The 25,863-nt window shown below is 56.7% G+C and carries 25 protein-coding genes; 10 read left to right on the forward strand and 15 right to left on the reverse strand.

What is annotated here, in order from left to right; translation table 11 throughout:
• Positions 1-179 precede the first annotated feature (179 nt).
• Positions 180-1,655, reverse strand: a complete 1,476-nt coding sequence (gene zwf, locus ACMGG5_RS20655; protein WP_023312228.1) for a glucose-6-phosphate dehydrogenase — start codon at positions 1,653-1,655, stop codon at positions 180-182.
• Between the two features lie 356 nt (positions 1,656-2,011).
• Between zwf and ACMGG5_RS20660 the strand changes: the two genes are divergently transcribed.
• Positions 2,012-2,881 carry a MurR/RpiR family transcriptional regulator gene (locus tag ACMGG5_RS20660; protein WP_090419760.1) on the forward strand — a complete coding sequence of 290 codons (870 nt, stop codon included), beginning with the start codon at positions 2,012-2,014 and terminating at the stop codon, positions 2,879-2,881.
• A 140-nt stretch (positions 2,882-3,021) separates the two neighbouring features.
• The gene (gene pyk / locus ACMGG5_RS20665) at positions 3,022-4,464 is read left to right on the forward strand and encodes a pyruvate kinase (RefSeq protein WP_008500455.1); all 1,443 of its coding nucleotides are present in this window, start codon (positions 3,022-3,024) and stop codon (positions 4,462-4,464) included.
• Between the two features lie 45 nt (positions 4,465-4,509).
• Here the strand turns inward: pyk and lpxM are convergent, their stop codons facing one another.
• The 3 genes from lpxM to znuA all read right to left on the reverse strand — a co-directional run bounded on the left by lpxM (position 4,510) and on the right by znuA (position 7,882).
• Complete coding sequence (gene lpxM / locus ACMGG5_RS20670; protein WP_061714872.1) at positions 4,510-5,481, reverse strand: lauroyl-Kdo(2)-lipid IV(A) myristoyltransferase; 972 nt, start codon at positions 5,479-5,481, stop codon at positions 4,510-4,512.
• Between the two features lie 121 nt (positions 5,482-5,602).
• Positions 5,603-6,922, reverse strand: coding sequence for a murein DD-endopeptidase MepM (gene mepM / locus ACMGG5_RS20675; RefSeq protein ID WP_024909694.1), 1,320 nt, complete (start codon positions 6,920-6,922; stop codon positions 5,603-5,605).
• A gap of 15 nt (positions 6,923-6,937) precedes the next feature.
• A complete protein-coding gene (gene znuA / locus ACMGG5_RS20680) occupies positions 6,938-7,882 on the reverse strand; it encodes a zinc ABC transporter substrate-binding protein ZnuA (protein WP_032642638.1) in 945 nt (314 codons plus the stop codon).
• A gap of 77 nt (positions 7,883-7,959) precedes the next feature.
• On the opposite strand from znuA, the gene znuC reads away from it, so the two are divergent.
• Both znuC and znuB read left to right on the forward strand, forming a co-directional pair.
• The gene (gene znuC / locus ACMGG5_RS20685) at positions 7,960-8,715 is read left to right on the forward strand and encodes a zinc ABC transporter ATP-binding protein ZnuC (protein ID WP_061714871.1); all 756 of its coding nucleotides are present in this window, start codon (positions 7,960-7,962) and stop codon (positions 8,713-8,715) included.
• A complete protein-coding gene (gene znuB, locus ACMGG5_RS20690) occupies positions 8,712-9,497 on the forward strand; it encodes a zinc ABC transporter permease subunit ZnuB (protein WP_420278460.1) in 786 nt (261 codons plus the stop codon). Before znuC ends, znuB begins: the two co-directional genes overlap by 4 nt.
• A 59-nt stretch (positions 9,498-9,556) precedes the next feature.
• Here the strand turns inward: znuB and ruvB are convergent, their stop codons facing one another.
• From ruvB to aspS, 6 genes are all read right to left on the reverse strand, one after another.
• Positions 9,557-10,567: a Holliday junction branch migration DNA helicase RuvB gene (ruvB, locus tag ACMGG5_RS20695; protein ID WP_023312235.1), complete on the reverse strand. Its 1,011-nt coding sequence runs from the start codon at positions 10,565-10,567 to the stop codon at positions 9,557-9,559.
• A gap of 8 nt (positions 10,568-10,575) precedes the next feature.
• Positions 10,576-11,190: a Holliday junction branch migration protein RuvA gene (gene ruvA / locus ACMGG5_RS20700; RefSeq protein ID WP_023312236.1), complete on the reverse strand. Its 615-nt coding sequence runs from the start codon at positions 11,188-11,190 to the stop codon at positions 10,576-10,578.
• A gap of 80 nt (positions 11,191-11,270) precedes the next feature.
• Positions 11,271-11,792, reverse strand: a complete 522-nt coding sequence (gene ruvC, locus ACMGG5_RS20705) for a crossover junction endodeoxyribonuclease RuvC (RefSeq protein WP_003859749.1) — start codon at positions 11,790-11,792, stop codon at positions 11,271-11,273.
• Between the two features lie 34 nt (positions 11,793-11,826).
• Positions 11,827-12,567: a YebC/PmpR family DNA-binding transcriptional regulator gene (locus tag ACMGG5_RS20710; RefSeq protein WP_008500447.1), complete on the reverse strand. Its 741-nt coding sequence runs from the start codon at positions 12,565-12,567 to the stop codon at positions 11,827-11,829.
• 27 nt (positions 12,568-12,594) lie between these two features.
• Positions 12,595-13,038, reverse strand: a complete 444-nt coding sequence (gene nudB, locus ACMGG5_RS20715) for a dihydroneopterin triphosphate diphosphatase (RefSeq protein WP_048992232.1) — start codon at positions 13,036-13,038, stop codon at positions 12,595-12,597.
• A gap of 1 nt (position 13,039) precedes the next feature.
• Positions 13,040-14,812: an aspartate--tRNA ligase gene (gene aspS, locus ACMGG5_RS20720; RefSeq protein WP_048992234.1), complete on the reverse strand. Its 1,773-nt coding sequence runs from the start codon at positions 14,810-14,812 to the stop codon at positions 13,040-13,042.
• 263 nt (positions 14,813-15,075) lie between these two features.
• On the opposite strand from aspS, the gene ACMGG5_RS20725 reads away from it, so the two are divergent.
• Genes ACMGG5_RS20725 through cmoB form a run of 5 tightly spaced genes read left to right on the forward strand, consistent with a single transcriptional unit; the run spans position 15,076 to position 18,657 of the window.
• A complete protein-coding gene (locus ACMGG5_RS20725) occupies positions 15,076-15,642 on the forward strand; it encodes a hydrolase (RefSeq protein ID WP_048992236.1) in 567 nt (188 codons plus the stop codon).
• The gene (locus tag ACMGG5_RS20730; RefSeq protein WP_420278461.1) at positions 15,639-16,457 is read left to right on the forward strand and encodes a DUF72 domain-containing protein; all 819 of its coding nucleotides are present in this window, start codon (positions 15,639-15,641) and stop codon (positions 16,455-16,457) included. Before ACMGG5_RS20725 ends, ACMGG5_RS20730 begins: the two co-directional genes overlap by 4 nt.
• A 52-nt stretch (positions 16,458-16,509) precedes the next feature.
• Positions 16,510-16,905 carry an MAPEG family protein gene (locus tag ACMGG5_RS20735; protein WP_021240443.1) on the forward strand — a complete coding sequence of 132 codons (396 nt, stop codon included), beginning with the start codon at positions 16,510-16,512 and terminating at the stop codon, positions 16,903-16,905.
• Between the two features lie 40 nt (positions 16,906-16,945).
• Complete coding sequence (gene cmoA / locus ACMGG5_RS20740) at positions 16,946-17,689, forward strand: carboxy-S-adenosyl-L-methionine synthase CmoA (protein WP_048992239.1); 744 nt, start codon at positions 16,946-16,948, stop codon at positions 17,687-17,689.
• On the forward strand, positions 17,686-18,657 hold the full coding sequence (cmoB, locus tag ACMGG5_RS20745) for a tRNA 5-methoxyuridine(34)/uridine 5-oxyacetic acid(34) synthase CmoB (RefSeq protein ID WP_267217023.1): 972 nt from the start codon (positions 17,686-17,688) through the stop codon (positions 18,655-18,657). The genes cmoA and cmoB overlap by 4 nt, the downstream gene beginning before the upstream one ends.
• A 175-nt stretch (positions 18,658-18,832) precedes the next feature.
• Here the strand turns inward: cmoB and cutC are convergent, their stop codons facing one another.
• Together cutC and ACMGG5_RS20755 are read right to left on the reverse strand one after the other, a co-directional pair.
• Positions 18,833-19,576, reverse strand: coding sequence for a copper homeostasis protein CutC (cutC, locus tag ACMGG5_RS20750; RefSeq protein ID WP_032647799.1), 744 nt, complete (start codon positions 19,574-19,576; stop codon positions 18,833-18,835).
• 78 nt (positions 19,577-19,654) lie between these two features.
• Positions 19,655-20,215, reverse strand: a complete 561-nt coding sequence (locus ACMGG5_RS20755) for a VOC family protein (protein ID WP_148770083.1) — start codon at positions 20,213-20,215, stop codon at positions 19,655-19,657.
• Between the two features lie 239 nt (positions 20,216-20,454).
• On the opposite strand from ACMGG5_RS20755, the gene argS reads away from it, so the two are divergent.
• Positions 20,455-22,188 (forward strand): arginine--tRNA ligase, encoded by a 1,734-nt coding sequence (argS, locus tag ACMGG5_RS20760; RefSeq protein ID WP_090419738.1) that lies wholly within the window; start codon positions 20,455-20,457, stop codon positions 22,186-22,188.
• Positions 22,189-22,245: 57 nt separating this feature from the next.
• Here the strand turns inward: argS and flhE are convergent, their stop codons facing one another.
• The 3 genes from flhE to flhB are packed head-to-tail and all read right to left on the reverse strand — an operon-like array spanning position 22,246 to position 25,857.
• Positions 22,246-22,638 (reverse strand): flagellar protein FlhE, encoded by a 393-nt coding sequence (flhE, locus tag ACMGG5_RS20765; RefSeq protein WP_024909681.1) that lies wholly within the window; start codon positions 22,636-22,638, stop codon positions 22,246-22,248.
• The gene (flhA, locus tag ACMGG5_RS20770) at positions 22,638-24,716 is read right to left on the reverse strand and encodes a flagellar biosynthesis protein FlhA (protein ID WP_024909680.1); all 2,079 of its coding nucleotides are present in this window, start codon (positions 24,714-24,716) and stop codon (positions 22,638-22,640) included. Before flhA ends, flhE begins: the two co-directional genes overlap by 1 nt.
• The gene (gene flhB, locus ACMGG5_RS20775; RefSeq protein WP_024909679.1) at positions 24,709-25,857 is read right to left on the reverse strand and encodes a flagellar biosynthesis protein FlhB; all 1,149 of its coding nucleotides are present in this window, start codon (positions 25,855-25,857) and stop codon (positions 24,709-24,711) included. The genes flhA and flhB overlap by 8 nt, the downstream gene beginning before the upstream one ends.
• Between the last annotated feature and the right edge of the window lie 6 nt (positions 25,858-25,863).

Here is a 25,863-nt window from a genome sequence, read left to right on the forward strand (position 1 = left end):
GTTGTTAACAACGCTGAAACGCTTGCTGTCCGGAGCTCAGGGGCAAAATCACTTCCGGCAGTGTAATAAAAAAAGCTCCGCGGGTGAATCCACGCGGAGCTTAAAAGTTGAAAATTGTGCCACTAGCTGAGTTAGATCATGTTACCGGTAAAATAACACTTTCGGGCTAGCGGATTATCTTACTCAAACTCGTTCCAGGAGCGGCCATCGCGGGTGATCATCGCCACCGACGCGACCGGTCCCCAGGTGCCCGCCTGATACGGTTTTGGCGCATCCTGGTCGGCAGCCCAGGCTTCGGTGATGGAGTCGACCCATTTCCACGCCTCTTCCACTTCATCGCGGCGCACGAACAGCGCCTGGATACCGCGCATGGTTTCCAGCAGCAGACGCTCGTAAGCATCGGCCAGGTGCGTCTGGTTAAAGGTTTCAGAGTAGCTCAGATCCAGCTTGGTGGTCTGCAGGTTGTGTTTATGATCCAGACCCGGCACTTTGTTCAGGATCTGGATATCCACGCCCTCGTCCGGCTGCAGACGAATGGTCAGTTTGTTCTGCGGCAGCTCCTGCCAGGACTCTTTGAACAGGTTCAGTTCCGGGTTTTTGAAGTAAACAACCACTTCGGAACATTTGGCCGGCAGACGTTTACCGGTGCGCAGGTAGAACGGAACCCCCGCCCAACGCCAGTCGTCGATATCCACGCGGATCGCCACGAACGTCTCGGTGTTGCTGGACTTGTTCGCGCCCTCTTCTTCCAGGTAGCCAGGCACTTTTTTGCCTTGCGCAAACCCGGCGGTGTACTGACCGCGAACGGTCTTCTCACGCACGTTGGAGCGGTCGATGCGGCGCAGTGACTTCAGCACTTTCACTTTTGCGTCACGGATGCTGTCCGCCGTCAGGTCAGACGGTGGAGACATAGCAATCATGCACAGGATCTGCAGCAGGTGGTTCTGGATCATGTCGCGCATCTGACCGGCCTGGTCAAAGTAACCCCAGCGACCTTCAATCCCCACCTCTTCCGCCACGGTGATTTCCACGTGGTCGATAGTGCGGTTGTCCCAGTTATTTACAAACAGGGAGTTAGCAAAACGCAGCGCCAGCAGGTTCAGTACCGTCTCTTTACCGAGATAGTGGTCGATACGGTAGACCTGGCACTCTTCAAAGAACTCGCCCACCTGGTCGTTGATTTCACGCGAGGTTGCCAGCGAGGTACCCAGCGGCTTCTCCATCACGACGCGCGCCGGTTTGGCGTTCAGTTTGGCTTCGCCCAGGCCTTTGCAGATGGCGCCGAAGGTGCTTGGCGGCATGGCGAAATAGTTAATGGTGACACGGTTTTTCTGATCCAGCATCGCGCCTAAGCGGGTAAACGCGCTGACGTCATTAACGTCCAGGTTGCAGAAATCGAGACGTCCACTCAGGGTATCCCACAAACTTTCATCAATTTTTTCCTTCATGAAAGTTTCGAGCGCCTCGCGGACGACTTTGGTATAAGCGTCCTTGTCCCAGTCGGCGCGCCCTACACCCAGGATACGGGTATCCGGATGAATTTGACCCGCTTTCTCCAGTTGATACAGGGAAGGCAGCAATTTTCGGCGTGCAAGGTCGCCTTTCGCGCCGAAAATGACCAGGTCACATGCCTGGGCTGTTTGCGTTACCGCCATGTCATTCTCCTCAGTTGGATCACCTGGTACTTCTGCCAGGTATCGTTGTAATTTTATTACAATGCACTGTACTGCTTTTACGTCATTCCCGAAACCATTAGCGCTTATCGTCGCGTGCGATACCGCGATTTTTCACCCTTTGGATGATTACGACCGCTTAATGACGCAACAACCGTCGTTTCTTTGCGCAACAGGGTCACAGCAAAACCCGACACCGATCAAGTAATGAAAAAAAACAACAACATTATCTTGTCGATTATTACCCTTTATGGAAGCCACGAGGGTAATATCGGCTAAATCGAATCACGATTTCATCAATTTATGAAATCGTTTACACCCATGAGCATCCTGTTAACATGAACATGCTGGAAAAAATCCAGTTTCAACTGGAACACCTTAGCAAATCCGAGCGAAAAGTGGCCGAGGTCATTCTCGCCTCTCCCGCTCAGGCGATTCATTCAAGCATCGCCGCTCTGGCACAGGAAGCGGGTGTTAGCGAACCCACGGTCAATCGCTTTTGCCGCAGCCTGGAAACGCGCGGCTTCCCTGATTTTAAACTGCATCTGGCACAAAGTCTGGCTAACGGCACCCCTTATGTTAATCGTAATGTGGATGAAGACGACAGCGTTGATGCCTATACCGCGAAAATTTTTGAATCGGCTATGGCTTCGCTTGACCACGTCCGACAGTCTCTGGACATGAGTTCCGTGAATCGCGCGGTGGATTTACTCACCCAGGCGAAGAAGATTGCGTTCTTTGGTCTCGGCTCGTCGGCAGCCGTCGCGCATGACGCCATGAACAAATTTTTCCGCTTTAACGTCCCGGTGATTTATTCCGATGACATTGTCCTGCAACGCATGAGCTGTATGAATTGCAGTGAAGATGACGTCGTGGTACTGATTTCGCATACCGGCCGCACCAAGAGTCAGGTAGAGCTGGCGCAGCTGGCCCGTGAAAACGATGCCATGGTGATTGCCCTCACCACGGCAGGCACGCCGCTGGCGCGTGAGGCAACGCTGGCGATCACCCTCGACGTGCCGGAAGACACCGACATTTATATGCCGATGGTCTCCCGCCTGGCCCAGCTCACCGTGATTGACGTGCTGGCGACCGGTTTTACCTTACGTCGGGGCGCAAAATTCCGGGATAACTTGAAGCGGGTCAAGGAAGCGCTGAAGGAATCGCGTTTTGATAAAGAATTGCTTATAAAGAGCGATGTTCCCTAATAGTTGATAACGAAGACGTAACCAATAATTACGATGTAACGATTTACGGCATTCGGTCCACTCTCCGCTGCCTTGCAGCAGATGAAGACCGATTCTATGTTCACGCAACACCAAAGTTGTTTCAGTCAACGGAGTATTACATGTCCAGAAGGCTTCGCAGAACCAAGATCGTAACCACCTTAGGCCCGGCCACCGATCGCGATAATAATCTTGAGAAAATTATCGCCGCTGGTGCCAACGTGGTGCGTATGAACTTCTCTCACGGTACGCCAGAAGACCATAAATTACGTGCCGACAAAGTGCGTGAAATCGCAGCAAAACTGGGCCGCCACGTGGCTATTCTCGGTGATTTGCAGGGTCCCAAAATCCGTGTCTCAACCTTTAAAGAAGGTAAAGTTTTCCTCAATATCGGCGACAAATTCCTGCTGGATGCCAACCTGGGCAAAGGCGAAGGCGATAAAGAAAAAGTCGGTATCGACTATAAAGGCCTGCCGGCTGACGTGGTGCCTGGCGATATCCTGCTGCTTGACGACGGTCGCGTACAGCTGAAAGTGCTGGAAGTTCAGGGCATGAAAGTGTTCACCGAAGTCACCGTCGGCGGCCCGCTCTCCAACAATAAAGGCATCAACAAACTGGGTGGCGGCCTCTCTGCAGAAGCGCTTACCGATAAAGACAAAGCGGACATCGTGACGGCTGCGCTGATCGGCGTGGACTACCTGGCCGTCTCCTTCCCGCGCTGCGGCGAAGACCTGAACTATGCGCGTCGCCTGGCACGCGATGCAGGCTGCGATGCCAAAATCGTCGCCAAAGTTGAGCGTGCGGAAGCCGTTTGCGATCAGGATGCCATGGACGACGTGATCCTCGCGTCTGACGTAGTGATGGTTGCGCGCGGCGACCTGGGTGTGGAAATTGGCGACCCTGAGCTGGTCGGTATCCAGAAAGCCCTGATTCGTCGCGCACGTCAGCTGAACCGCGCGGTGATCACCGCCACTCAGATGATGGAATCGATGATCACCAACCCAATGCCAACCCGTGCAGAAGTCATGGACGTGGCAAACGCCGTGCTGGACGGAACCGATGCGGTGATGCTCTCCGCAGAAACCGCAGCGGGCCAGTATCCGGCAGAAACCGTGGCCGCCATGGCGCGCGTCTGCCTGGGCGCTGAAAAGATCCCAAGCATCAACGTCTCTAAACACCGTCTGGACGTGCAGTTCGACAATGTGGAAGAAGCGATTGCGATGTCGGCAATGTATGCGGCAAACCATCTGAAGGGCGTTACCGCGATCATCACCATGACCGAATCTGGCCGCACCGCGCTGATGACCTCGCGTATCAGCTCGGGTCTGCCGATCTTCGCCATGTCCCGTCACGAACGTACTCTGAACCTGACGGCGCTGTACCGCGGTGTGACGCCGGTCCACTTCGACAGCACCAATGACGGCGTGGCCGCCGCGCACGATGCCGTAAACCTGCTGCGCGACAAAGGCTATCTGGTGTCCGGTGATATCGTTATTGTGACCCAGGGCGATGTGATGAGCACCATCGGCTCAACCAACACCACCCGCGTTATGACCGTCGAGTAATAACGTCTCTGTTAAAAAGCCCTCTCCAGATGGAGAGGGCTTTTTTTATTTCGTTGGATACAGCTCTTTGCGTTTATACGGCTCTGTTTCGCCCGGTTTGCGCGTTTTAAGCAGCTTCAGAATCCACGTGTACTGTTCGGCATGCGGCCCCACCAGTATCTCTACCTCTTCGTTCATTCGACGCGCGATAGTGTGGTCGTCTGCGGTCAGCAGATCATCCATCGGAGGACGGACCTCAATACTCAGACGATGCGTTTTGCCGTCATAGACCGGGAATAGCGGGATCACGCGGGCACGACAGACTTTCATCAGGCGGCCTATCGCAGGGAGCGTCGCTTTATAGGTCGCAAAGAAATCAACAAACTCGCTGTGCTCGGGGCCGTGATCCTGATCCGGTAGATAGTAGCCCCAGTACCCCTGACGTACCGACTGAATGAAGGGCTTAATGCCATCGTTACGGGCATGCAGGCGTCCACCAAAACGACGACGCACCGTATTCCAGACAAAATCGAAGATCTTATTTCCCTGATTATGGAACATTGCCGCCATCTTCTGGCCCTGAGAGGCCATCAGCATCGCCGGAATATCAACGCCCCAGCCGTGGGGGACGAGGAAAATGACTTTCTCGTCATTGCGGCGCATCTCCTCGATGATCTCCAACCCTTTCCAGTCAACGCGATCGACGATTTTATCCGGCCCTTTCAGCGCCAGCTCCGCCATCATCGCCATGGCCTGCGGCGCGGTGGTATACATCTCATCAATGATTGCCTCGCGCTCGGCGTCGCTTTTCTCAGGAAAACAGTAATAGAGGTTGATCTGCGCGCGGCGGCGGGCGCTCTTGCCTAAACGCCCCGCCAGACGACCAATTTTACCCAGAACTGGATCGCGAACAGAGGCAGGCAGCATCGCCATCCCCGCAAAGGCGTAAACACCAAGCCAGGCGCCCCAGTTGCGCGGATGGCGGAAGGATTTTTCAAACTCAGGAATGTATTCAATATTGTTTTTTTGGGTTTCCATGCTGGATCCAGGGTCTGATGACGCAAAATTTTATTCAGATAGTGTAGCGAGGCAGTCGTCCACGCACAAAAGAAAAAGCCGGCGTCAGTGTGCGCCGGCTTTTTTAACAAAAACAGAGAACTTAGTTTAAGCTCAGCTGCGGCATCACCTCTTTCACCTGCGCCAGATAATCAGTACGATCTTTACCTGTCAGGCCTTCAGTGCGCGGCAGTTTCGCGGTCAGCGGGTTCACTGCTTGTTGGTTGATCCACACTTCATAGTGCAGGTGCGGGCCGGTAGAGCGTCCGGTATTTCCGGAGATCGCGATACGGTCCCCGCGCTTCACCTTCTGGCCCGGTTTGACCAGCAGCTTACGCAGGTGCATATAGCGGGTCGTATACGTACGGCCATGACGTACCGCGACGTAATATCCGGCGGCACCGCTACGCTTGGCCACCACCACTTCGCCATCCCCTACCGCCAGTACCGGTGTGCCCTGCGGCATAGCAAAGTCAACGCCACGGTGCGGCGCGACGCGCCCGGTTACCGGGTTCAGACGACGCGGGTTAAAGTTCGAGGAGACGCGGAACTGTTTTGCCGTCGGGAAACGCAGGAAGCCTTTCGCAAGACCCGTACCGCTGCGGTCATAGAACTTACCGTCTTCGGCACGAATCGCGTAGTAATCTTTGCCCTCAGAGCGCAGACGTACGCCCAGCAGCTGGCTTTGCTCGCGCTTGCCGTCCAGCATTTCGCGGGACATCAGAACGGAGAACTCATCGCCCTTCTTCAGCTTACGGAAATCCATCTGCCACTGCATGGCTTTGATCACCGAACTGATTTCAGCGCTGGTCAAGCCCGCATCTCGCGCGCTGGAGACAAAGCTCGCGCCCACGGTGCCTTTCAGAACGCTGTTAACCCAGTCGCCCTTCTGCATTTCGCTGGTCATCTTGAAACCGTTTGCAGTGCGATCGTAGGTGCGGGTTTCGCGGCGGGACATTTCCCAGGTCAGACGCTGGAGATCGCCATCCGCCGTTAGTGTCCAGGAGAGCTGTTGTCCGATTTTCAGGTTACGAAGATCTTTATCCGCAGCCGCCAGCTGGCTGATATTGCCCATGTCGATGCCGTACTGGTTCAGCACGCTGCTCAGCGTGTCCCCGGTAGACACAACATATTCGTGAATACCGGCTTCGTTCTCGGTTTTATCGTCCAGCTCATCCTGCGGAATGGCTTCATCTTCCTGAGCCGCCTGGTCGATAGGCTCACTGGCTTCAGGCAGCAAAGAACGGATTTCGCTCTTTTCAAGCTCAATGGTTTTGATGATAGGGGCAGAACTCGGGTGGTAAACATAGGGCCGCCAGACGGCGACCGCTAAGGTGAGTACTGTAAGCGACCCCAGCATAACGCGGTGGGGTCGAGGCAGATTGTTAAATGCCAGGGCGACAGAGCGGGCTATCTGTTGCACGTATTCACTTCCTCGTTAATCTCCTTTCAGGCAGCTCGCATACTGGTTCGCCAGTTGGCTGAGGAACTGCGAATAGCTCGCTTTGCTCAACTGGATATTCGTACCTAGCGGGTCAAGGGTTCCCATGCGCACGGATGTTCCCCTGGCCACGGCTTCTACGACCGCTGGCCTGAACTGTGGCTCAGCAAAAACGCATGTCGCTTTTTGCTCAACCAGCTGTGTTCTGATTTCATGTAAACGCTGCGCACCAGGCTGAATTTCAGGGTTGACGGTAAAATGACCCAGCGGGGTCAAACCGTAGTGTTTTTCGTAATAGCCATAGGCGTCATGAAAAACGAAATACCCTTTACCTTTCAACGGTGCGAGCTCATTACCTACCTGCTTATCGGTTGCGGCTAATTGTGCCTCAAAATCCTTCAGGTTGGCGTCTAGTTTGGCTCGACTTTGCGGCATAAGTTCCACTAATTTGTCATGGATTGCAACCGCTGAAAGCCGCGCTATCTCTGGGGATAACCAAAGATGCATGTTGTACTCGCCGTGATGGTGATCTCCATCACCTTTTTCACCCTCTGCAGCGTGATGGTCATGTTCGTCACCGTCGTCATCCGCCCCTTTCATGAGCAGCGGTTTCACGCCGGGGAGGTCTGCAATCGCGACCTGCTTTTCGCCGGCAACCTGTTTTGCTGACTTCTGCATGAACGCTTCCATTTCCGGGCCAATCCAGACGACTAAGTCCGCGTTTTGTAAGCGTTTTACATCTGACGGGCGCAGGGAATAGTCATGCTCGGATGCACCATCAGGGAGCAGAACCTGGGTTTCCGTGACCCCGTCTGCAATGGCCGACGCGATGAATCCGAGTGGTTTAAGCGAAGCGACAACCGCAGCGTTAACATCTTGTGCGGTTGTACCCCAAAGGGCAGCGGATAATGCTGCGAAAAGAAGCGTATTTTTATGTAACATAATGCGACTAATCATCGTAGTGAATGCGTGTAATGTGATATTATAACATTCGTTGACTTCTTCAAGCTTAAAATGACATGACGACATTGGTTTCCCTTGAAAATATTTCGGTCTCATTTGGCCAGCGCCGCGTCCTCTCTGACGTGTCGCTCGATCTGAAGCCCGGCAAAATTCTGACGCTGCTCGGCCCCAATGGCGCAGGCAAATCCACCCTGGTGCGCGTGGTGCTGGGTCTGGTCGCACCCGATGAAGGCGTGATCAAGCGCGAGGAAAAATTGCGTATCGGTTATGTGCCGCAAAAACTTCATCTCGACGCCACGCTGCCGCTGACGGTCAGCCGCTTCCTGCGTCTGCGCCCCGGCACGCGTAAAGCCGATATTCTCCCGGCACTGAAACGCGTGCAGGCGGGCCATCTTGTCGATGCGCCGCTGCAAAAACTGTCCGGCGGTGAAACTCAGCGAGTCTTACTTGCCCGTGCGCTGCTGAGCAGCCCGCAGCTGCTGGTGCTGGATGAGCCAACACAGGGGGTCGACGTCAACGGCCAGGTCGCGCTATACGATCTTATTGACCAACTGCGTCAGGAACTGGACTGCGCGGTGCTGATGGTATCCCACGACCTGCATCTGGTGATGGCAAAGACTGACGAAGTGCTGTGTCTTAACCACCATATCTGCTGCTCCGGCACGCCAGAAGTGGTCTCCATGCACCCGGAATTTATCTCCATGTTCGGCCCTCGCGGCGCTGAACAGCTGGGCATCTATCGCCATCATCATAATCATCGCCATGATTTACAGGGACGAATCGTACTGCGTCGGGGAAATGGACACTCATGATTGAACTGTTACTGCCCGGCTGGCTGGCCGGGATTATGCTTGCCTGCGCCGCGGGTCCGCTCGGCTCGTTTGTCGTCTGGCGCAGAATGTCCTATTTTGGCGATACTCTGGCGCACGCGTCCCTGCTGGGTGTTGCCTTTGGTCTGTTGCTTAATGTGAACCCGTTTTACGCGGTGATCGTCGTCACGCTGTTGCTGGCCGCCGGTCTGGTCTGGCTGGAGAAGCGCCCTCACCTCGCAATTGATACGCTGCTTGGCATTATGGCGCACAGTGCCCTGTCACTGGGCCTGGTGGTGGTCAGCCTGATGTCGAACATCCGCGTGGATCTGATGGCCTACCTCTTCGGTGACCTGCTGGCCGTGACGCCTGAGGATCTCATCGCTATCGCCATTGGCGTGGTGGTGATGCTCGCTATTCTGCTCTGGCAGTGGCGTAACCTGCTGGCCATGACCGTCAGCCCGGACCTGGCCTTTGTCGACGGTGTGAAGCTGCAGCGCGTTAAGCTGCTGCTGATGCTGGTAACGGCGTTAACCATTGGCGTGGCGATGAAGTTTGTCGGCGCGCTGATTATTACGTCGCTGCTGATCATCCCTGCGGCTACGGCGCGTCGTTTTGCCCGTACGCCGGAGCAGATGGCCGGTGTGGCCGTGATTGTCGGAATGATTGCGGTAACGGGTGGACTCACCTTCTCGGCGTTCTATGACACGCCTGCGGGGCCGTCTGTGGTGTTGAGTGCAGCGGTGCTGTTTATCTTCAGTATGATGAAGAAGACCGCAAATTAACATCGAGGGCGCTGATGCCCTCACCCTGGCCCTCTCCCACAGGGAGAGGGAACAATGCATTACGGCATTGCCGGTGGCGTAATGCCAAAATGATTCCACGCCCGCACCGTCGCCATACGTCCACGCGGGGTGCGCTGCAGGAAGCCCTGCTGGATCAGATACGGTTCAAGCACGTCCTCGATGGTTTCGCGCTCTTCCCCGATTGCCGCCGCCAGGTTATCCAGCCCAACCGGGCCGCCAAAGAACTTATCCAGCACCGCCAGCAGCAGTTTACGGTCCATATAGTCAAAGCCTTCGGCATCGACGTTCAGCATATCCAGCGCCTGCGCGGCGATCTCGGCGGAAATCGAGCCATCGTGCTTCACTTCGGCAAAGTCACGTACGCGGCGCAGCAGGCGGTTAGCGATACGCGGCGTACCGCGGGAACGCTTCGCCACTTCAAACGCGCCCTCTTCGCTCATTTCCAGCCCCATATAGCGGGCGCTACGGCCAACGATATGCTGGAGGTCCGCTACCTGGTAAAACTCAAGACGCTGCACGATACCGAAACGGTCGCGCAGTGGAGAGGTCAACGACCCGGCGCGGGTCGTTGCACCAATCAGGGTAAACGGCGGCAGATCGATTTTGATGGAGCGCGCGGCCGGGCCTTCGCCGATCATGATATCCAGCTGGTAATCTTCCATCGCCGGATAGAGCACTTCCTCCACCACCGGCGACAGGCGGTGGATCTCATCGATAAACAGCACGTCATGCGGTTCGAGGTTGGTCAGCATCGCAGCGAGATCGCCCGCCTTCTCCAGCACCGGGCCGGAGGTAGTGCGCAGGTTGACGCCCATTTCATTGGCGACGATATTCGCCAGCGTGGTTTTCCCCAAACCCGGAGGGCCAAAAATCAGCAGGTGATCGAGCGCATCGCCGCGCAGCTTTGCCGCCTGGATGAAAATCTCCATCTGGGAACGAACCTGCGGCTGGCCGATATACTCATCAAGCAGTTTTGGGCGGATCGCGCGATCCACCACGTCATCTGCCTGAATAGTGCCTGCCGATACCAGGCGGTCTGCTTCAATCATCCTTTACCTCACAATGCAGCGCGCAGCGCTTCGCGAATCAGGGTTTCACTGCTGGCGTCCGGTTTGGCAATTTTGCTCACCATACGGCTGGCCTCCTGAGGTTTATAGCCCAGCGCCACCAGCGCGGCAACCGCTTCCTGCTCGGCATCATCATCCGTGGCGGGGCCGCCTGGCGAGGTCAGTACCAAATCGGCAGCCGGCGTGAACAGATCGCCATGCAGACCTTTAAAGCGGTCTTTCATCTCGACAATCAGGCGCTCTGCCGTTTTCTTGCCGATGCCCGGAAGCTTAATCAGCGCAGCAGGATCTTCGCGCTCAACGGCATTCACAAACTGTGGCGCTGACATGCCGGATAAAATCGCCAGCGCCAGCTTCGGGCCGACGCCATTGGTTTTAATCAGCTCGCGGAACAGGGTCCGCTCCTGCTTGTTATTGAAGCCGTACAGCAGCTGGGCATCTTCACGCACCACAAACTGTGTAAAGACAATCGCCTCTTTGCCCGCGTCCGGCAGCTCGTAGAAGCAGGTCATCGGCATATGGACTTCATAGCCCACGCCCCCCACTTCCAGCAGCACTAACGGGGGTTGTTTTTCAATGATGATGCCTCTGAGTCTGCCTATCACGTGACGCTCCTGCGTTCTGGAAGAAATTAACTACCGACATAATAAAAAAAGGCTGGATAAACATCCAGCCTGATTTGTCATTATCGTAACCTGCCTCGCGCCAGATTGAGCCGCGACTCGCTCATCTGCATCGCGTTCTGGCTGACGTGACAGTGGGTAATCGCAATCGCCAGCGCATCCGCGGCGTCAGCCTGCGGGTTTGCAGGGAGCTTCAGCAGGGTACGCACCATGTGCTGCACCTGACTTTTCTCCGCGCTACCGATGCCCACCACCGTCTGCTTGACCTGACGTGCCGCGTATTCAAATACCGGCAAATCCTGGTTTACCGCAGCCACGATGGCCACTCCGCGCGCCTGACCGAGCTTTAGCGCCGAATCGGCGTTTTTCGCCATAAAGACCTGCTCGATGGCGAAATAGTCCGGCTGAAACTGGGTGATGATCTCCGACACGCCCGCATAAATGAGCTTCAGGCGCGACGGCAGATCGTCCACTTTGGTGCGAATGCAGCCGCTGCCGAGGTAGGTTAACTGGCGTCCCACCTGACGGATAACGCCATACCCGGTGACGCGTGAGCCTGGGTCAATCCCGAGAATAATCGACATCACGCGTCTCCTGTAACGGATCTACACGCTCTCATCAGAGAGTCGCTGCAACCTCATCAGAGATTTCACCGTTGTGGTACACTTCCTGTACGTCGTCGCAGTCTTCGAGCATGTCGATCAGACGCAGCAGTTTTGGTGCAGTTTCCGCATCCATGTCCGCTTTGGTGGACGGAATCATGGAGACTTCAGCGTTGTCCGCTTTCAGGCCAGCCGCTTCCAGCGCGTCGCGCACGGCACCCATCTCTTCCCACGCGGTGTAAACGTCGATAGCACCGTCGTCAAAGGTCACCACGTCTTCCGCACCGGCTTCCAGCGCCGCTTCCATGATCGCATCTTCGTCGCCTTTCTCGAAAGAGATGACGCCTTTTTTGCTGAACAGGTATGCAACGGAACCGTCAGTGCCCAGGTTGCCACCGGTTTTGGTGAATGCGTGGCGCACTTCCGCAACGGTACGGTTACGGTTGTCGGACAGGCACTCAACCATCACCGCCGTACCGCCAGGGCCGTAACCTTCATAAATGATGGTTTCCATGTTCGCGTCTTCATCGCCGCCCACGCCACGTGCGATAGCACGGTTCAGGGTGTCACGCGTCATGTTGTTGGACAGCGCTTTATCAACCGCCGCGCGCAGACGCGGGTTAGAAGCCGGGTCACCGCCGCCCAGACGCGCTGCCGTCACCAGCTCGCGAATGATTTTGGTAAAGATCTTACCGCGCTTGGCATCCTGTGCCGCTTTGCGGTGTTTGGTGTTGGCCCACTTACTATGACCTGCCATAAAAATATCCTCAAAGAGCGCGCCTTTTCAGGCAGCGTTAATTACAAATTCTTCAATCGCCTGCCGGTTGCTCCACGACTTGGTCAGTGCGGCGGCCTCCGCCGCATTCACCCAGCGGTAGGTCAGGTGTTCGGTAAACACGATCTCCCGTTCATGGGGGAGCGCGAGACAGAACCACGACTCCGTGTTGCGCCTGGTACCCGGCGCGTAGCGATGACGTAAATGGCTAAAAATTTCAAACTCCACCGTGCGCTGACAGTCCTTCAGGGTCAGTTGCTCGCGGGCAACGTCAATGGCGACCTCTTCCTTTACTTCACGCGCGGCGGCCTGCGGCGCGGTTTCTCCCTCTTCCAGACTGCCGGTTACCGACTGCCAGAAATCAGGGTCATCGCGCCGCTGCAACATCAGCACCCGCTTCGTGTCTTCTGCATAAATGACCACCAGAACCGAAACGGGAAGCTTATATTCCATATCAGTTTTTCTCTTCCTTCTTCACCACTTCAATGCCCAGCTCAGCCAGAGAGGCTGGGTTAGCAAAGCTTGGCGCTTCGGTCATCAGACACGCTGCGGCAGTGGTTTTCGGGAAGGCAATAACATCACGAATGTTATCGGTGCCGGTCAGCAGCATGGTCAGTCGGTCAAGACCGAAGGCCAGACCTGCGTGCGGAGGCGTACCGTATTTCAGCGCGTCCAGCAGGAAGCCAAACTTCTCGCGCTGCTCCTGCTCGTTGATGCCCAGGATGCCGAACACGGTCTGCTGCATTTCACCGCTGTGAATACGCACGGAACCGCCGCCCACTTCGTAGCCATTGATAACCATGTCATAAGCGTTCGCGACCGCGTCTTCCGGCGCCGCTTTCAGCTCTGCTGCCGTCATGTCTTTTGGCGAGGTGAACGGGTGGTGCATCGCCGTCAGGCCGCCTTCACCGTCGTCTTCAAACATTGGGAAGTCGATAACCCACAGCGGCGCCCATTTGTTTTCGTCGGTCAGACTCAGGTCTTTGCCGAGCTTCAGACGCAGCGCGCCCATCGCATCCGCCACGACTTTCTTATTGTCTGCGCCGAAGAAGATCATGTCGCCGTCCTGCGCGCCGGTGCGCTCAAGGATCGCTTCCACGATGTCCGCGTTCAGGAACTTCGCTACCGGGCTGGTGATACCTTCCAGACCTTTCGCACGCTCGGTCACCTTAATATAGGCCAGACCTTTCGCGCCGTAGATCTTGATGAAGTTGCCGTAGTCGTCGATCTGCTTGCGGCTCAGTGCTGCACCGCCCGGCACGCGCAGGGCCGCCACGCGGCCTTTAGGATCGTTAGCCGGGCCAGCGAAGACGGCAAACTCAACGCCTTTCACCAGGTCTGCAACGTCCACCAGCTCCATCGGGTTACGCAGGTCAGGTTTGTCGGATCCGTAGCGACGCTCGGCTTCAGCGAAGGTCATAATTGGGAAATCGCCCAGCTCAACGCCCTTCACGTCGTTCCACAGGCTACGCACCAGGGCTTCCATCACTTCACGCACCTGCTCGGCGGTCATGAAGGAGGTTTCCACGTCGATCTGGGTAAATTCTGGCTGGCGGTCAGCGCGAAGGTCTTCGTCGCGGAAGCATTTAACGATCTGATAGTAGCGATCGAAGCCGGACATCATCAGCAGCTGTTTGAACAGCTGCGGAGACTGCGGCAGCGCGTAGAATTTACCTTTATGAACGCGGGATGGGACCAGGTAGTCGCGCGCGCCTTCCGGCGTGGCTTTGGTCAGCATCGGGGTTTCGATATCGAGGAAACCGTGATCATCCATAAAGCGACGCACCAGGCTGGTGATTTTCGCACGAGTTTTCAGGCGCTGAGCCATTTCCGGGCGACGCAGATCCAGGTAGCGGTATTTCAGACGCGCTTCTTCAGTGTTGACGTGGTTGGAGTCCAGCGGCAGCGCTTCAGCACGGTTGATGATCGTCAGATCGGACGCCAGCACTTCAATGGCGCCCGTCGCCATGTCGGCGTTGACGTTTTTCTCGTCACGCGCCCGCACGGTGCCAGTAACCTGAATGCAGAACTCATTACGCAGCTCAGAGGCCAGCTTCAACGCATCTGCGCGATCCGGGTCGAAGAACACCTGAACGATACCTTCGCGGTCGCGCATATCGATGAAGATAAGGCTACCAAGATCACGACGACGATTGACCCAACCACACAGGGTGACCTGCTGTCCGACGTGGGACTGACGCAGCTGCCCGCAATATTCTGTACGCATGAGATATCCCTTAATTAGCCGCAGGCTAAATGTCGCCTGGTATGCAGGCTACTATGTCGCAGCTTTCTGTATGTCACAACTGGATGAAAAAAGGCGGCTATTATACTGGAAATTCCGCCGGACGATAAGAGCGAACCACGGCCAGGCGGTCGTTTGCTGCACTCTTATTGCGCATTCTCACAAAAATTAACAAAATTATGCGACCAATAACAGGCCATCACGTCGTATGGTGTCCAGAAGTGATTAATTTAACGGGAGTAACGATGTTAACCCTTGATGCCAAAAAAACCGCGCTTGTAGTGATTGATTTACAGGAAGGCATTTTGCCTTTTGCCGGTGGCCCGCATACCGCAGATGATGTGGTCAGCCGCGCCGCTCGCCTGGCGGAGAAATGCCGTGCCAGCGGTGCGCAGGTGGTCATGGTGCGCGTCGGCTGGTCCGCGGATTACGCCGAAGCGTTAAAACAGCCCGTTGATGTGCAGGCACCCGCGCGAGCCCTGCCGGAAAACTGGTGGACGTACCCGGTCTCACTCGGCAAACGCGACAGCGATATTGAAGTGACCAAACGCCAGTGGGGTGCCTTCTACGGTACCGATCTCGAGCTGCAGCTCCGCCGTCGCGGCATTGACACCCTCATCCTGTGCGGCATTTCCACCAATATCGGCGTGGAGTCGACTGCCCGCAACGCGTGGGAGCTCGGCTTTAATCTGGTGATCGCCGAAGATGCCTGCAGCGCGGCCTCCGCGGAACAGCATCAGGGCAGCATGACGCACATCTTCCCGCGCATCGGTCGCGTGCGCAGCACGGATGAGATCCTTCGCGCACTATGATGTATGTGGGCCTGCCCCAGTGGTCACACCCGAAATGGGTGCGCCTTGGCATCACCAGCCTTGAAGAGTATGCCCGACACTTCAACTGTGTCGAGGGCAACACCACCCTGTATGCGCTCCCCAAAGCCGAGATTGTTGCACGCTGGCGGGAGCAAACAACCGACGATTTCCGTTTCTGTTTTAAGTTTCCGGCGACCATTTCTCACCAGGCCGCACTGCGAAACTGCGGTGAGTTGACCGACGAATTCTTTGCCCGGATGGCGCCTCTGGCAAACCGCATCGGCCAGTACTGGCTGCAGCTTCCGGCCGCCTTTGGCCCGCGCGACCTGCCCGCACTGTGGACGTTTCTGGACGCCCTGCCCCGGGAGTTTACCTATGGGGTGGAGGTCCGACACAAGGACTTCTTTGCGAAGGGCGAAGCAGAAAAAGCGCTCAACCGCGGCCTTCTAGAGCGTTCCATCAACCGGGTGATCCTCGACAGCCGTCCGGTGCACAGCGCGATACCGCACAGTGAGGCCATCATTGAGGCGCAGCGTAAAAAACCGAAAGTGCCGGTCCACGCCATCGTGACTGCGCAGAACCCGATGGTCAGGTTTATCGGCAGCGATAACATGCAGCAAAACCAGGCGATGTTCGCCGTCTGGCTGGAAAAACTGGCCTCGTGGGAACACACCACCACGCCGTATCTCTTTTTGCACACGCCGGATATTGCCCAGGCCCCCGAACTGGTCGATGCTCTGTGGCAGGCCTTGCAGGCTGCGGTGCCGTCCGTGGGCAGCGCCCCTGGCATCCCACAACAATCTTCTCTTTTCTGATATCACCCCCTATCATAGTGAAGTGCCATCTGCCAAAAAACAGGGAGTTTGTATGGTCAGCGCGCTGTATGCGGTGTTAGGTGCATTACTGCTGATTAAGTTTTCATTTGATGTTGTGCGCCTCAGAACGCTGTACCGTGTCTCCTACGGTGACGGCGGATTTTCAGAGCTACAAAGCGCTATCCGCATTCATGGCAACGCGGTCGAATACATTCCCGCAGCCTTAATCCTGCTGCTTTTTATGGAGATGAATGGCGCAGAAACCTGGATGGTGCATATCTGTGGCCTGCTTCTTATTGCTGGCCGCCTGATGCATTATTACGGCTTTCACCACCGCTTAATCCGCTGGCGTCGCTCCGGCATGAGTGCGACCTGGTGTTCGCTTTTGCTGATGGTGCTGGCTAACCTGTGGTATATGCCGTGGGAGTTGGTTTTCTCCCTCCATTAGCGCACAATACGCCACTTTATTTTTCCCGGATTTTTACGTTATGTCAGATCGCGACACGCTTTTTTCCGCGCCTATCGCCAGCCTGGGCGACTGGACCTTCGATGAACGGGTAGCTGAAGTCTTCCCGGATATGATCCAGCGCTCTGTTCCCGGTTATTCCAATATTATCTCTATGATCGGCATGCTGGCTGAGCGCTTCGTTCAACCCGGCACGCAGGTCTATGACCTGGGCTGCTCGCTCGGCGCGGCAACGCTGTCGGTTCGTCGTAATATTCACCAGGAAGGCTGCCGAATCATTGCCGTCGATAACTCCCCGGCCATGGTTGAGCGCTGCCGTCGCCATATTGACGCGTACAAAGCCCCTGTTCCGGTGGACGTGGTGGAAGGTGATATCCGCGAGATTGAAATCAATAACGCCTCGATGGTGGTGCTGAATTTCACCCTTCAGTTCCTGGTGCCGGAAGACCGCCAGCTGCTGCTGGACAAAATTTATCAGGGGCTGAATCCCGGCGGCGCGCTGGTGCTCTCGGAGAAATTCAGCTTCGAAGATGCCGAAGTTGGCGAGCTGCTGTTCAACATGCACCACGATTTCAAACGGGCGAACGGCTACAGCGAGCTGGAGATCAGCCAGAAGCGCAGCATGCTCGAAAACGTGATGCTGACGGATTCCGTAGAAACCCACAAAGCGCGTCTGAGCAAAGCCGGGTTTGAGCACAGCGAACTGTGGTTCCAGTGCTTTAACTTTGGTTCGCTGGTGGCGCTGAAAGCGGGGAAACCGGCATGATCGAATTCAGTAACTTCTATCAGCTGATTGCCAAAAACCAACTCTCCCACTGGCTGGAAACCTTGCCCGCGCAGATTGCCGCCTGGCAGCGCGATCAGCAGCACGGCCTGTTAAAGCAGTGGTCAAACGCGGTGGAGTTTCTGCCCGAGCTGACCCCGCATCGTCTGGATCTTCTGCACAGCGTAACCGCCGAAAGCGAAGAGCCGCTTCCGGCCGGGCAGATCAACCGCATCGAAACGCTGATGCGCAATCTGATGCCGTGGCGCAAAGGCCCGTTCTCGCTGTACGGGGTGAACATCAATACCGAATGGCGCTCGGACTGGAAATGGGATCGCGTTCTGCCGCACCTTTCCGACCTGACCGGACGTACCATTCTGGACGTGGGCTGCGGCAGCGGTTACCACATGTGGCGCATGATTGGCGCGGGCGCGCACCTGGCGGTCGGTATTGACCCGATGCAGCTGTTCCTGTGCCAGTTTGAAGCGGTACGTAAGCTGCTGGGTAACGACCAGCGCGCGCACCTGCTGCCGCTGGGCATTGAACAGCTCCCTGCCCTGAAAGCGTTTGATACCGTGTTCTCCATGGGCGTGCTGTATCACCGTCGTTCTCCGCTGGAGCACCTGTGGCAACTGAAGGATCAGTTGATCAGCGGCGGCGAGCTGGTGCTGGAAACGCTGGTGATTGAAGGCGATGAACATGCTGTTCTGGTACCGGGCGATCGCTACGCGCAGATGCGCAACGTTTACTTTATTCCTTCCGCGCTGGCGCTGAAGAACTGGCTGGAGAAGTGCGGGTTTGTGGATGTGCGGATCGCCGATGTCAGCGTGACCTCTCTCGAAGAGCAGCGCCGCACCGACTGGATGATAACCGAATCGCTGGAGCAGTTCCTCGACCCGGCCGACCACAGCAAAACCATTGAAGGCTATCCGGCGCCGATGCGTGCGGTGTTGATTGCGACCAAGCCGTAGCCTGTTAGCCGGGTGGCGGCTGCGCCTTACCCGGCCTACTCCCGATTTTCCAGGTCCGGTAAGCGAAGCGCCACCTGGCGCAGGAGAAAAAAAGGCCCCTGTTGAAATTGCAGGGGCCTGGTACAAGCAAGCATCATATTGGGCGACATGATGCGCGGTAAAAATCGGTACGTTGCTACACGTGATGGCGCTCAATCAGCGACTTCATTTCCGCAACCGACTCTCCCTCTACGCCGTAGCGTGAATACTCATCTGCTTCAGCATCCGTCGACATTGACAACCCTGTATTGCGATAACGCATGGGCGAAGGTATCCATTTACCCGCGGAGCTGTGCAGCTCTTCTACCCCAGCGTTTAAAAACCGTTCCAGATTGCTGGCGCGGACTCCCGCACCCGCCATTATTATTGGAACACCGGAATGTGCTTTTAGTTCCGTAATTAATTGCAGTCCTTTTTCAGCTGACGCCTGTTGACCCGATGTCAGAATGCGCGCCACGCCAAGTTCTCCAAGCGTTTCAAAGGCCTGAAGCGGATCTTTACACATATCAAATGCACGATGAAAAGTGACGGCCAGCCCCTGTGCGGCGCTCATCACCTGACGCATGCGCGGGAGATCGATATTGCCGTCTTCATCCAGCAGACCGGTGACCAGCCCGGGGAACCCCAGGTCGCGCACGAGGGCGATGTCTTCAAGCATGGCACTGAACTCGCCCGCCGTGTAACAAAAATCACCGCCGCGTGGGCGAATAATCGGGTGAACGGGAATGGTGACGGCCTGACGGGCAGACTTTAACACGCCGAAGGACGGCGTCAGCCCGCCCTCTTTGGGTGCCGCGCACAGTTCAATACGGTCAGCCCCGTGTTTTTGTGCGGTCACAGCACACTCCACGCTGTAACAACAAATCTCCAGCAGCGCCATTTAATCCTCCTGAAATCCCACTAAACGAATCATCATGCCACGCCGTCCATTTTCAGTCGCGGCGTGAACTCACATCTCTTACGCTTCGCTGGCAACGATCTGCTCAATGGTCCACGGATGAAACTTCACCGTGACCTGTCCGTCCGTGACGGCCAGCGTCGGGTTAGGTAACCGCTCGCGCTCGCCTTTGGGAGAACTGGTCTTCACAAAAATCCCCGGCTTGCTTAAGCCGTCGTCAGAAAGCAGGGCCAGCGCGCGCGCGTTCAACGTCTCCGGCTCACCCGGCAGGACAATTTCGATATGCTCCCAGCCTTCGTGCGGATAACGCTTCTCACCCGGCCACGGCAGTTCAATCACGGTGAATTGCCAGTGCGCCACGTTCACCGGTTCATGCAGTTTAAACAGGCAAATGGGGCGACCATTGATGATGTTCTCAGAGAGCAACACGCCGCACTGTTCGAAACCGCGACGCCAGCGCTCTGCGGTGGCATTCTGATGACAGCGCAAAGAGATGTGATCGGCCTCAAGCGGTGCGATATCCAGACCCAGACGGGTGGCAAGTTCTGTGAACGCCTGGGTGAAGCGCGGTAAATCTGCGGAAATATCATGCAGTTCGTCAATGGATTGCCAGTTCGCCATAATTCACTCTCTTTTCGTGTCGCAAAGCCGCTAATTTACTCTGTTGCCCTGTTTTGACCAACCGCTGAATCCGGCTTTTTATGACTGCATGTTTATGCACACCTTCACTGCCTGGATTCTGAGCAATCTTCAGGCCCCGCGATGCTGACGACAGAAGGCATTTGCAGTATACTCCCGCCCTAAATTCTTTAACTGGCGCGGGCGGTTGTAAGCCCGCATCAAAAACGTAAGGTATCCAGGTGAATATTCAGGCTCTTCTCTCCGAAAAAGTCAGTCAGGCACTGATTGCCGCAGGTGCACCTGCGGATTGCGAACCGCAGGTTCGTCAGTCAGCAAAAGTACAGTTTGGCGACTATCAGGCTAATGGCGTGATGGCAGTGGCTAAAAAACTGGGCATGCCGCCGCGACAGCTCGCTGAGCAGGTACTGACGCATCTGGATCTCACCGGCATTGCCAGCAAAACCGAAATTGCCGGCCCGGGCTTTATCAATATCTTCCTGGAACCTGCGTTCCTGGCCCGCCACGTTGACGCGGCGCTGAAATCCGATCGTCTGGGTGTGTCCCAGCCGGAAGCGCAGACCGTCGTGATCGACTATTCTGCGCCGAACGTGGCGAAAGAGATGCACGTTGGCCACCTGCGCTCCACCATCATCGGTGATGCCGCAGTGCGCACGCTCGAGTTCCTCGGTCACAAGGTGATCCGCGCGAACCACGTGGGCGACTGGGGTACCCAGTTCGGCATGCTGATTGCTTACCTGGAAAAACAGCAGCAGGAAAACGCGGGTGAAATGGCGCTGGCGGACCTGGAAGGGTTTTATCGCGAAGCCAAAAAACACTACGACGAAGACGAAGCCTTTGCCGAGCGCGCGCGCAGCTACGTGGTAAAACTGCAGGGCGGCGATCAATACTTCCTCGAGATGTGGCGCAAGCTGGTTGACATCACCATGTCTCAGAACCAGCTTACCTATAACCGCCTGAACGTCACCCTGACCCGTGACGACGTGATGGGTGAAAGTCTGTATAACCCAATGCTGCCCGGCATTGTGGCGGACCTGAAAGCGAAAAATCTGGCGGTTGAAAGCGAAGGCGCAACGGTTGTGTTCCTTGATGAGTATAAAAACAAGGAAGGTGAACCGATGGGCGTGATCATCCAGAAAAAGGATGGCGGCTATCTCTACACCACAACCGACATCGCCTGCGCAAAATACCGTTACGAAACGCTGCATGCCGACCGCGTGCTGTACTACATCGACTCCCGTCAGCACCAGCACCTGATGCAGGCGTGGACCATCGTGCGTAAAGCCGGTTACGTGCCGGATTGCGTTCCGCTGGAACACCACATGTTCGGCATGATGCTGGGTAAAGACGGCAAGCCGTTCAAAACCCGTGCGGGCGGTACCGTGAAGCTTTCTGACCTGCTGGACGAAGCGCTTGAACGCGCCCGCCGTCTGGTGGCCGAGAAGAATCCGGACATGCCTGCTGACGAACTGGAAAAACTGGCCAACGCCGTGGGTATCGGTGCGGTGAAATACGCGGATCTTTCCAAGAACCGTACCACCGACTATATCTTCGACTGGGATAACATGCTGGCGTTTGAAGGCAACACGGCGCCATACATGCAGTACGCTTACACCCGCGTGCTGTCGGTATTCCGTAAAGCTAATATCGACGAAAGCGTGCTGGCAAATGCTGCCGTGACCATCACGGAAGATCGTGAAGCGCAGCTGGCGGCACGTCTGCTGCAGTTCGAAGAGACGCTGACTGTGGTCGCGCGTGACGGCACGCCGCACGTGATGTGTGCTTACCTGTACGATCTGGCGGGTCTGTTCTCCGGCTTCTACGAGCACTGCCCTATTCTGTCTGCGGAAAACGAATCGGTCCGCAACAGCCGCCTGAAGCTGGCGCAGCTCACGGCGAAGACCCTGAAGCTGGGTCTGGATACCCTGGGTATCGAAACCGTAGAACGTATGTAATACAAAAAACCCGGCAAGCGCCGGGTTTTATTTTTTGCAGTCCTGCTCACGCAACCGTCAGCGGTAGTTCACGATGACAGAATTACTCTGCACCTTCAGCGCCGGGATCAAACGTCCCCCGCCCGGCACTTCCCAGATGAAACGCAAAGGCTCAATGGCCGGTACGCCGTTGAACGCCTGCGTCGTACCATTTTCGCCGTCGATTTCCGTGCAGCGCGTCTGAGAACAGAGACGTACCCGCAGTCCGGCTGGCGTAGGGCCAATCAGCCGGTAGTTCCAGACCACAAGGCCCATCTGACCGGAAACGCCTTCAGAAGGCGAAAGCGGATTAGAGGACATGGCGACGCCCCGGTTGCTGAGGGTCACCCCCATGCTGCTTGCCTGCCAGGTTCCCTCCCCGCCAGCCTGTGCCACCAGCGGGAAGAGTAAAATCCAAAGCCATTTACGCATTATTTTCCTCCAATCGTCGCGGTCATGCGGATATGACGGTTGTCCGACAGCTCCAGATTCGAGAGTACGACCAGCTGATTCAGGCTGCGACGCAGGAAGCGAGACAGCAGCGGACGCAGCGCATGGTTCACCAGCAGCACCGGCGGCGCGCCCAGCATCTCCTGACGCGCCAGCGCCTCCTGGGTTTGCGCCAGCAGACGGTCCGCCAGGCCCGGCTCCAGCCCGCCCCCGCCCTGCAGGGCCTGAAGCAGCAGGCGTTCAAGCGGCGTATCGAGGCCAATAACCTGCACTTCTCCAGTTCCCGGGAACCACTGCTGGGTGATCGCACGCCCCAGCGCCACGCGCACCACCGCCGTCAGCTCGTGCGGATCGCTCTGGATTGGCGCATGCTCTGCCAGCGTTTCCAGAATGGTGCGCATATCGCGGATCGGTACCTTTTCTTCGAGCAGGTTTTGCAGCACCTTGTGCAGCGTCGTCAGCGTCACCACGCCCGGGACCAGATCTTCCGTCAGCTTCGGCATCTCCTGCGTGACGCGGTCCAGCAGCTGCTGCGCTTCCTGACGGCCAAACAGCTCTGCCGAGAATTGCCCAATCAGGTGATTAAGGTGGGTCGCCACCACGGTACTGGCTTCAACAACCGTATACCCCTGGATCTGCGCCTGCTCTTTCAGGGCACTTTCAATCCAGATCGCGGCCAGACCAAAGGCCGGGTCGATGGTTTGCTCGCCCGGCAGCGTGCCTGCGGCGGTACCGGGGTTAATCGCCAGCCAGCGGCCTGGATAGGCATCACCGCTGCCAATTTCAACGCCTTTCATCAGAATGCGATAGCGCGCGGGCGGCAGGTCCATATTGTCGCGGATGTGTACCACCGGCGGCAGGAAGCCCATATCCTGCGCGAATTTTTTACGGATGCTGCGGATACGGCCAAGCAGCTCGCCGTCCTGCTGGAAATCGACCATCGGGATCAGGCGATAGCCCACTTCCATTCCCAGGGAATCTTCCAGCTGAACGTCGTTCCAGGTCGCTTCAACGGCCTGGGTATTCTCCGGCATTTTTACCGGAACAGGTTCCGCAGCCGGTTTGGTTTCACGGCCGCGCATCCACCAGGCTAGCCCCAGCAGCCCTGCCGTAAACAGCAGGAAGACGAGGTTTGGCATCCCCGGCACCAGACCGAGCAACCCGAGAACCGCCGCGGCAAGCAGCATGACGCGCGGGTTACTGAACAACTGACCCACCATCTGCTCGCCAACGTCCTGATCGGTACTCACGCGGGTCACGATGACACCCGCCGCCGTGGAGATAACCAGCGCCGGGATCTGCGCGACCAGACCGTCACCAATGGTCAGCAGCGTATAGCTTTCCGCCGCGTGGCCCATGTCCATCCCGTGCTGCAGTACCCCCACCAGCAGGCCGCCGACCACGTTAATCACCATGATCAGAATGCCTGCGATGGCGTCACCACGCACAAACTTACTCGCACCGTCCATGGAGCCGTAGAAGTCCGCTTCCTGCGTTACTTCCGAACGGCGTTTTTTGGCTTCATCTTCGGCGATAAGACCGGCATTCAGGTCGGCGTCGATCGCCATCTGCTTGCCCGGCATCCCGTCCAGCACAAAACGCGCGCCCACTTCCGCGATACGCCCTGCACCTTTGGTGATAACCATAAAGTTGATGATAACGAGGATAACGAACACCACGATACCGATAGCGAAATTGCCGCCCACCAGGAAGTGGCCGAACGCTTCCACCACTTTACCCGCCGCTGCCGCCCCGGTGTGACCTTCCATCAGGATGATACGCGTGGACGCCACGTTCAGCGCCAGTCGCAGCAGGGTGGTAAACAGCAGAATGGTCGGGAACGCGGCGAATTCCAGGGTACGCTGGGTGAACATCGCCACCAGCAGCACCATAATGGACAGCGCAATATTGAAAGTGAAAAGCAGGTCGAGGATGAACGCCGGGAGCGGCAGTACCATCATCGACAGAATTAGCAGGATCAGAATCGGCCCGGCCAGGATCTGCCATTGGGTCGATTTCAGGTTGCCGGGCAGGCGCAACATTGCCACCAGATTAGCCATCAGTGTCCTTCTCGTTCATAAAATCCAGCGCGGCAGGCACCGGAAGGTTCTCAGGTTTCACAGGCCGTTGACCGCCGGCCAGACGCCAGCGCTTCAACTGCCATACCCAGGCCAGCACTTCCGCCACGGCGGCGTAGAGCTGTCCCGGGATCTGTTGTCCAATATCCGCATGGCGGTACAGGGCACGCGCCAGCGGAGGAGCTTCCAGGATCGGCACGCGGTGTTCGGTGCCAATTTCCCGGATACGCAGAGCAATCAGCCCCGCCCCTTTCGCCACCACTTTCGGCGCGCTCATTTTGTTTTCGTCATAGCGCAGCGCAACGGAATAGTGCGTCGGGTTAGTAACAATGACGTCGGCCTTCGGCACATCTTCCATCATGCGGCGACGGGCGGCGGCACGCTGCATCTGGCGGATGCGCCCTTTCACGTGCGGGTCACCTTCCATCTGCTTATATTCGTCACGAATATCCTGCCGTGACATGCGCAGTTTTTTGAAGTGGGTATAAAGCTGGAAGATCACGTCAAAACCCACCATCGGGATAATGCTGAGCACCACTAGCAGCGCGCAGAGCCCGACCAGATTCAGCGCGTTGCTCATCGCGGTGAGCGGTGATTCGCTGATAAGACGCATCATTTCCGGCCAGTGGTACCAGAGGTAAAACCCTGCGGAACTGCCCATCAGCACCGATTTGAGAACGGCTTTGAGCAGCTCAGCCCCGGTCTGGGCAGAGAACATTTTCGCAATGCCCGGCAGCGGGTTCAGTTTGGAAAATTTCGGCTGCAGCGATTTGGCGCTAAAAACCAGACCGCCGAGCATCACCGGCGAGACCAGTGCGACCAGCACAACCCCGGTAATCAGGGGCAGCAGCGCAACCATGGCCCCTTTAATAAGCTGAATAATCTGGCTGAGGATCAGATTCGGATCGTTGACCATGCTGTGGTCAAAGCGTAAGCCGGTGGACAACATTCCCGCCAGTTTGCGGGCGAGCGACTCCCCGCCCCACCAGATAATGCACACCCCTACGATAAGGATCAGCAGGGAGGTCAATTCTCGGGATCGGGGGATCTGCCCTTCCTCACGCGCCTTTTCTAGTCGGTGGGGTGTGGGGGCTTCCGTTTTGTCGTCGTTCTCTTCTGCCACAGTGCA

Origin of the sequence: Enterobacter sp. BNK-34, from assembly GCF_048684445.1 — a bacterium.
Classification (GTDB): domain Bacteria; phylum Pseudomonadota; class Gammaproteobacteria; order Enterobacterales; family Enterobacteriaceae; genus Enterobacter; species Enterobacter pseudoroggenkampii.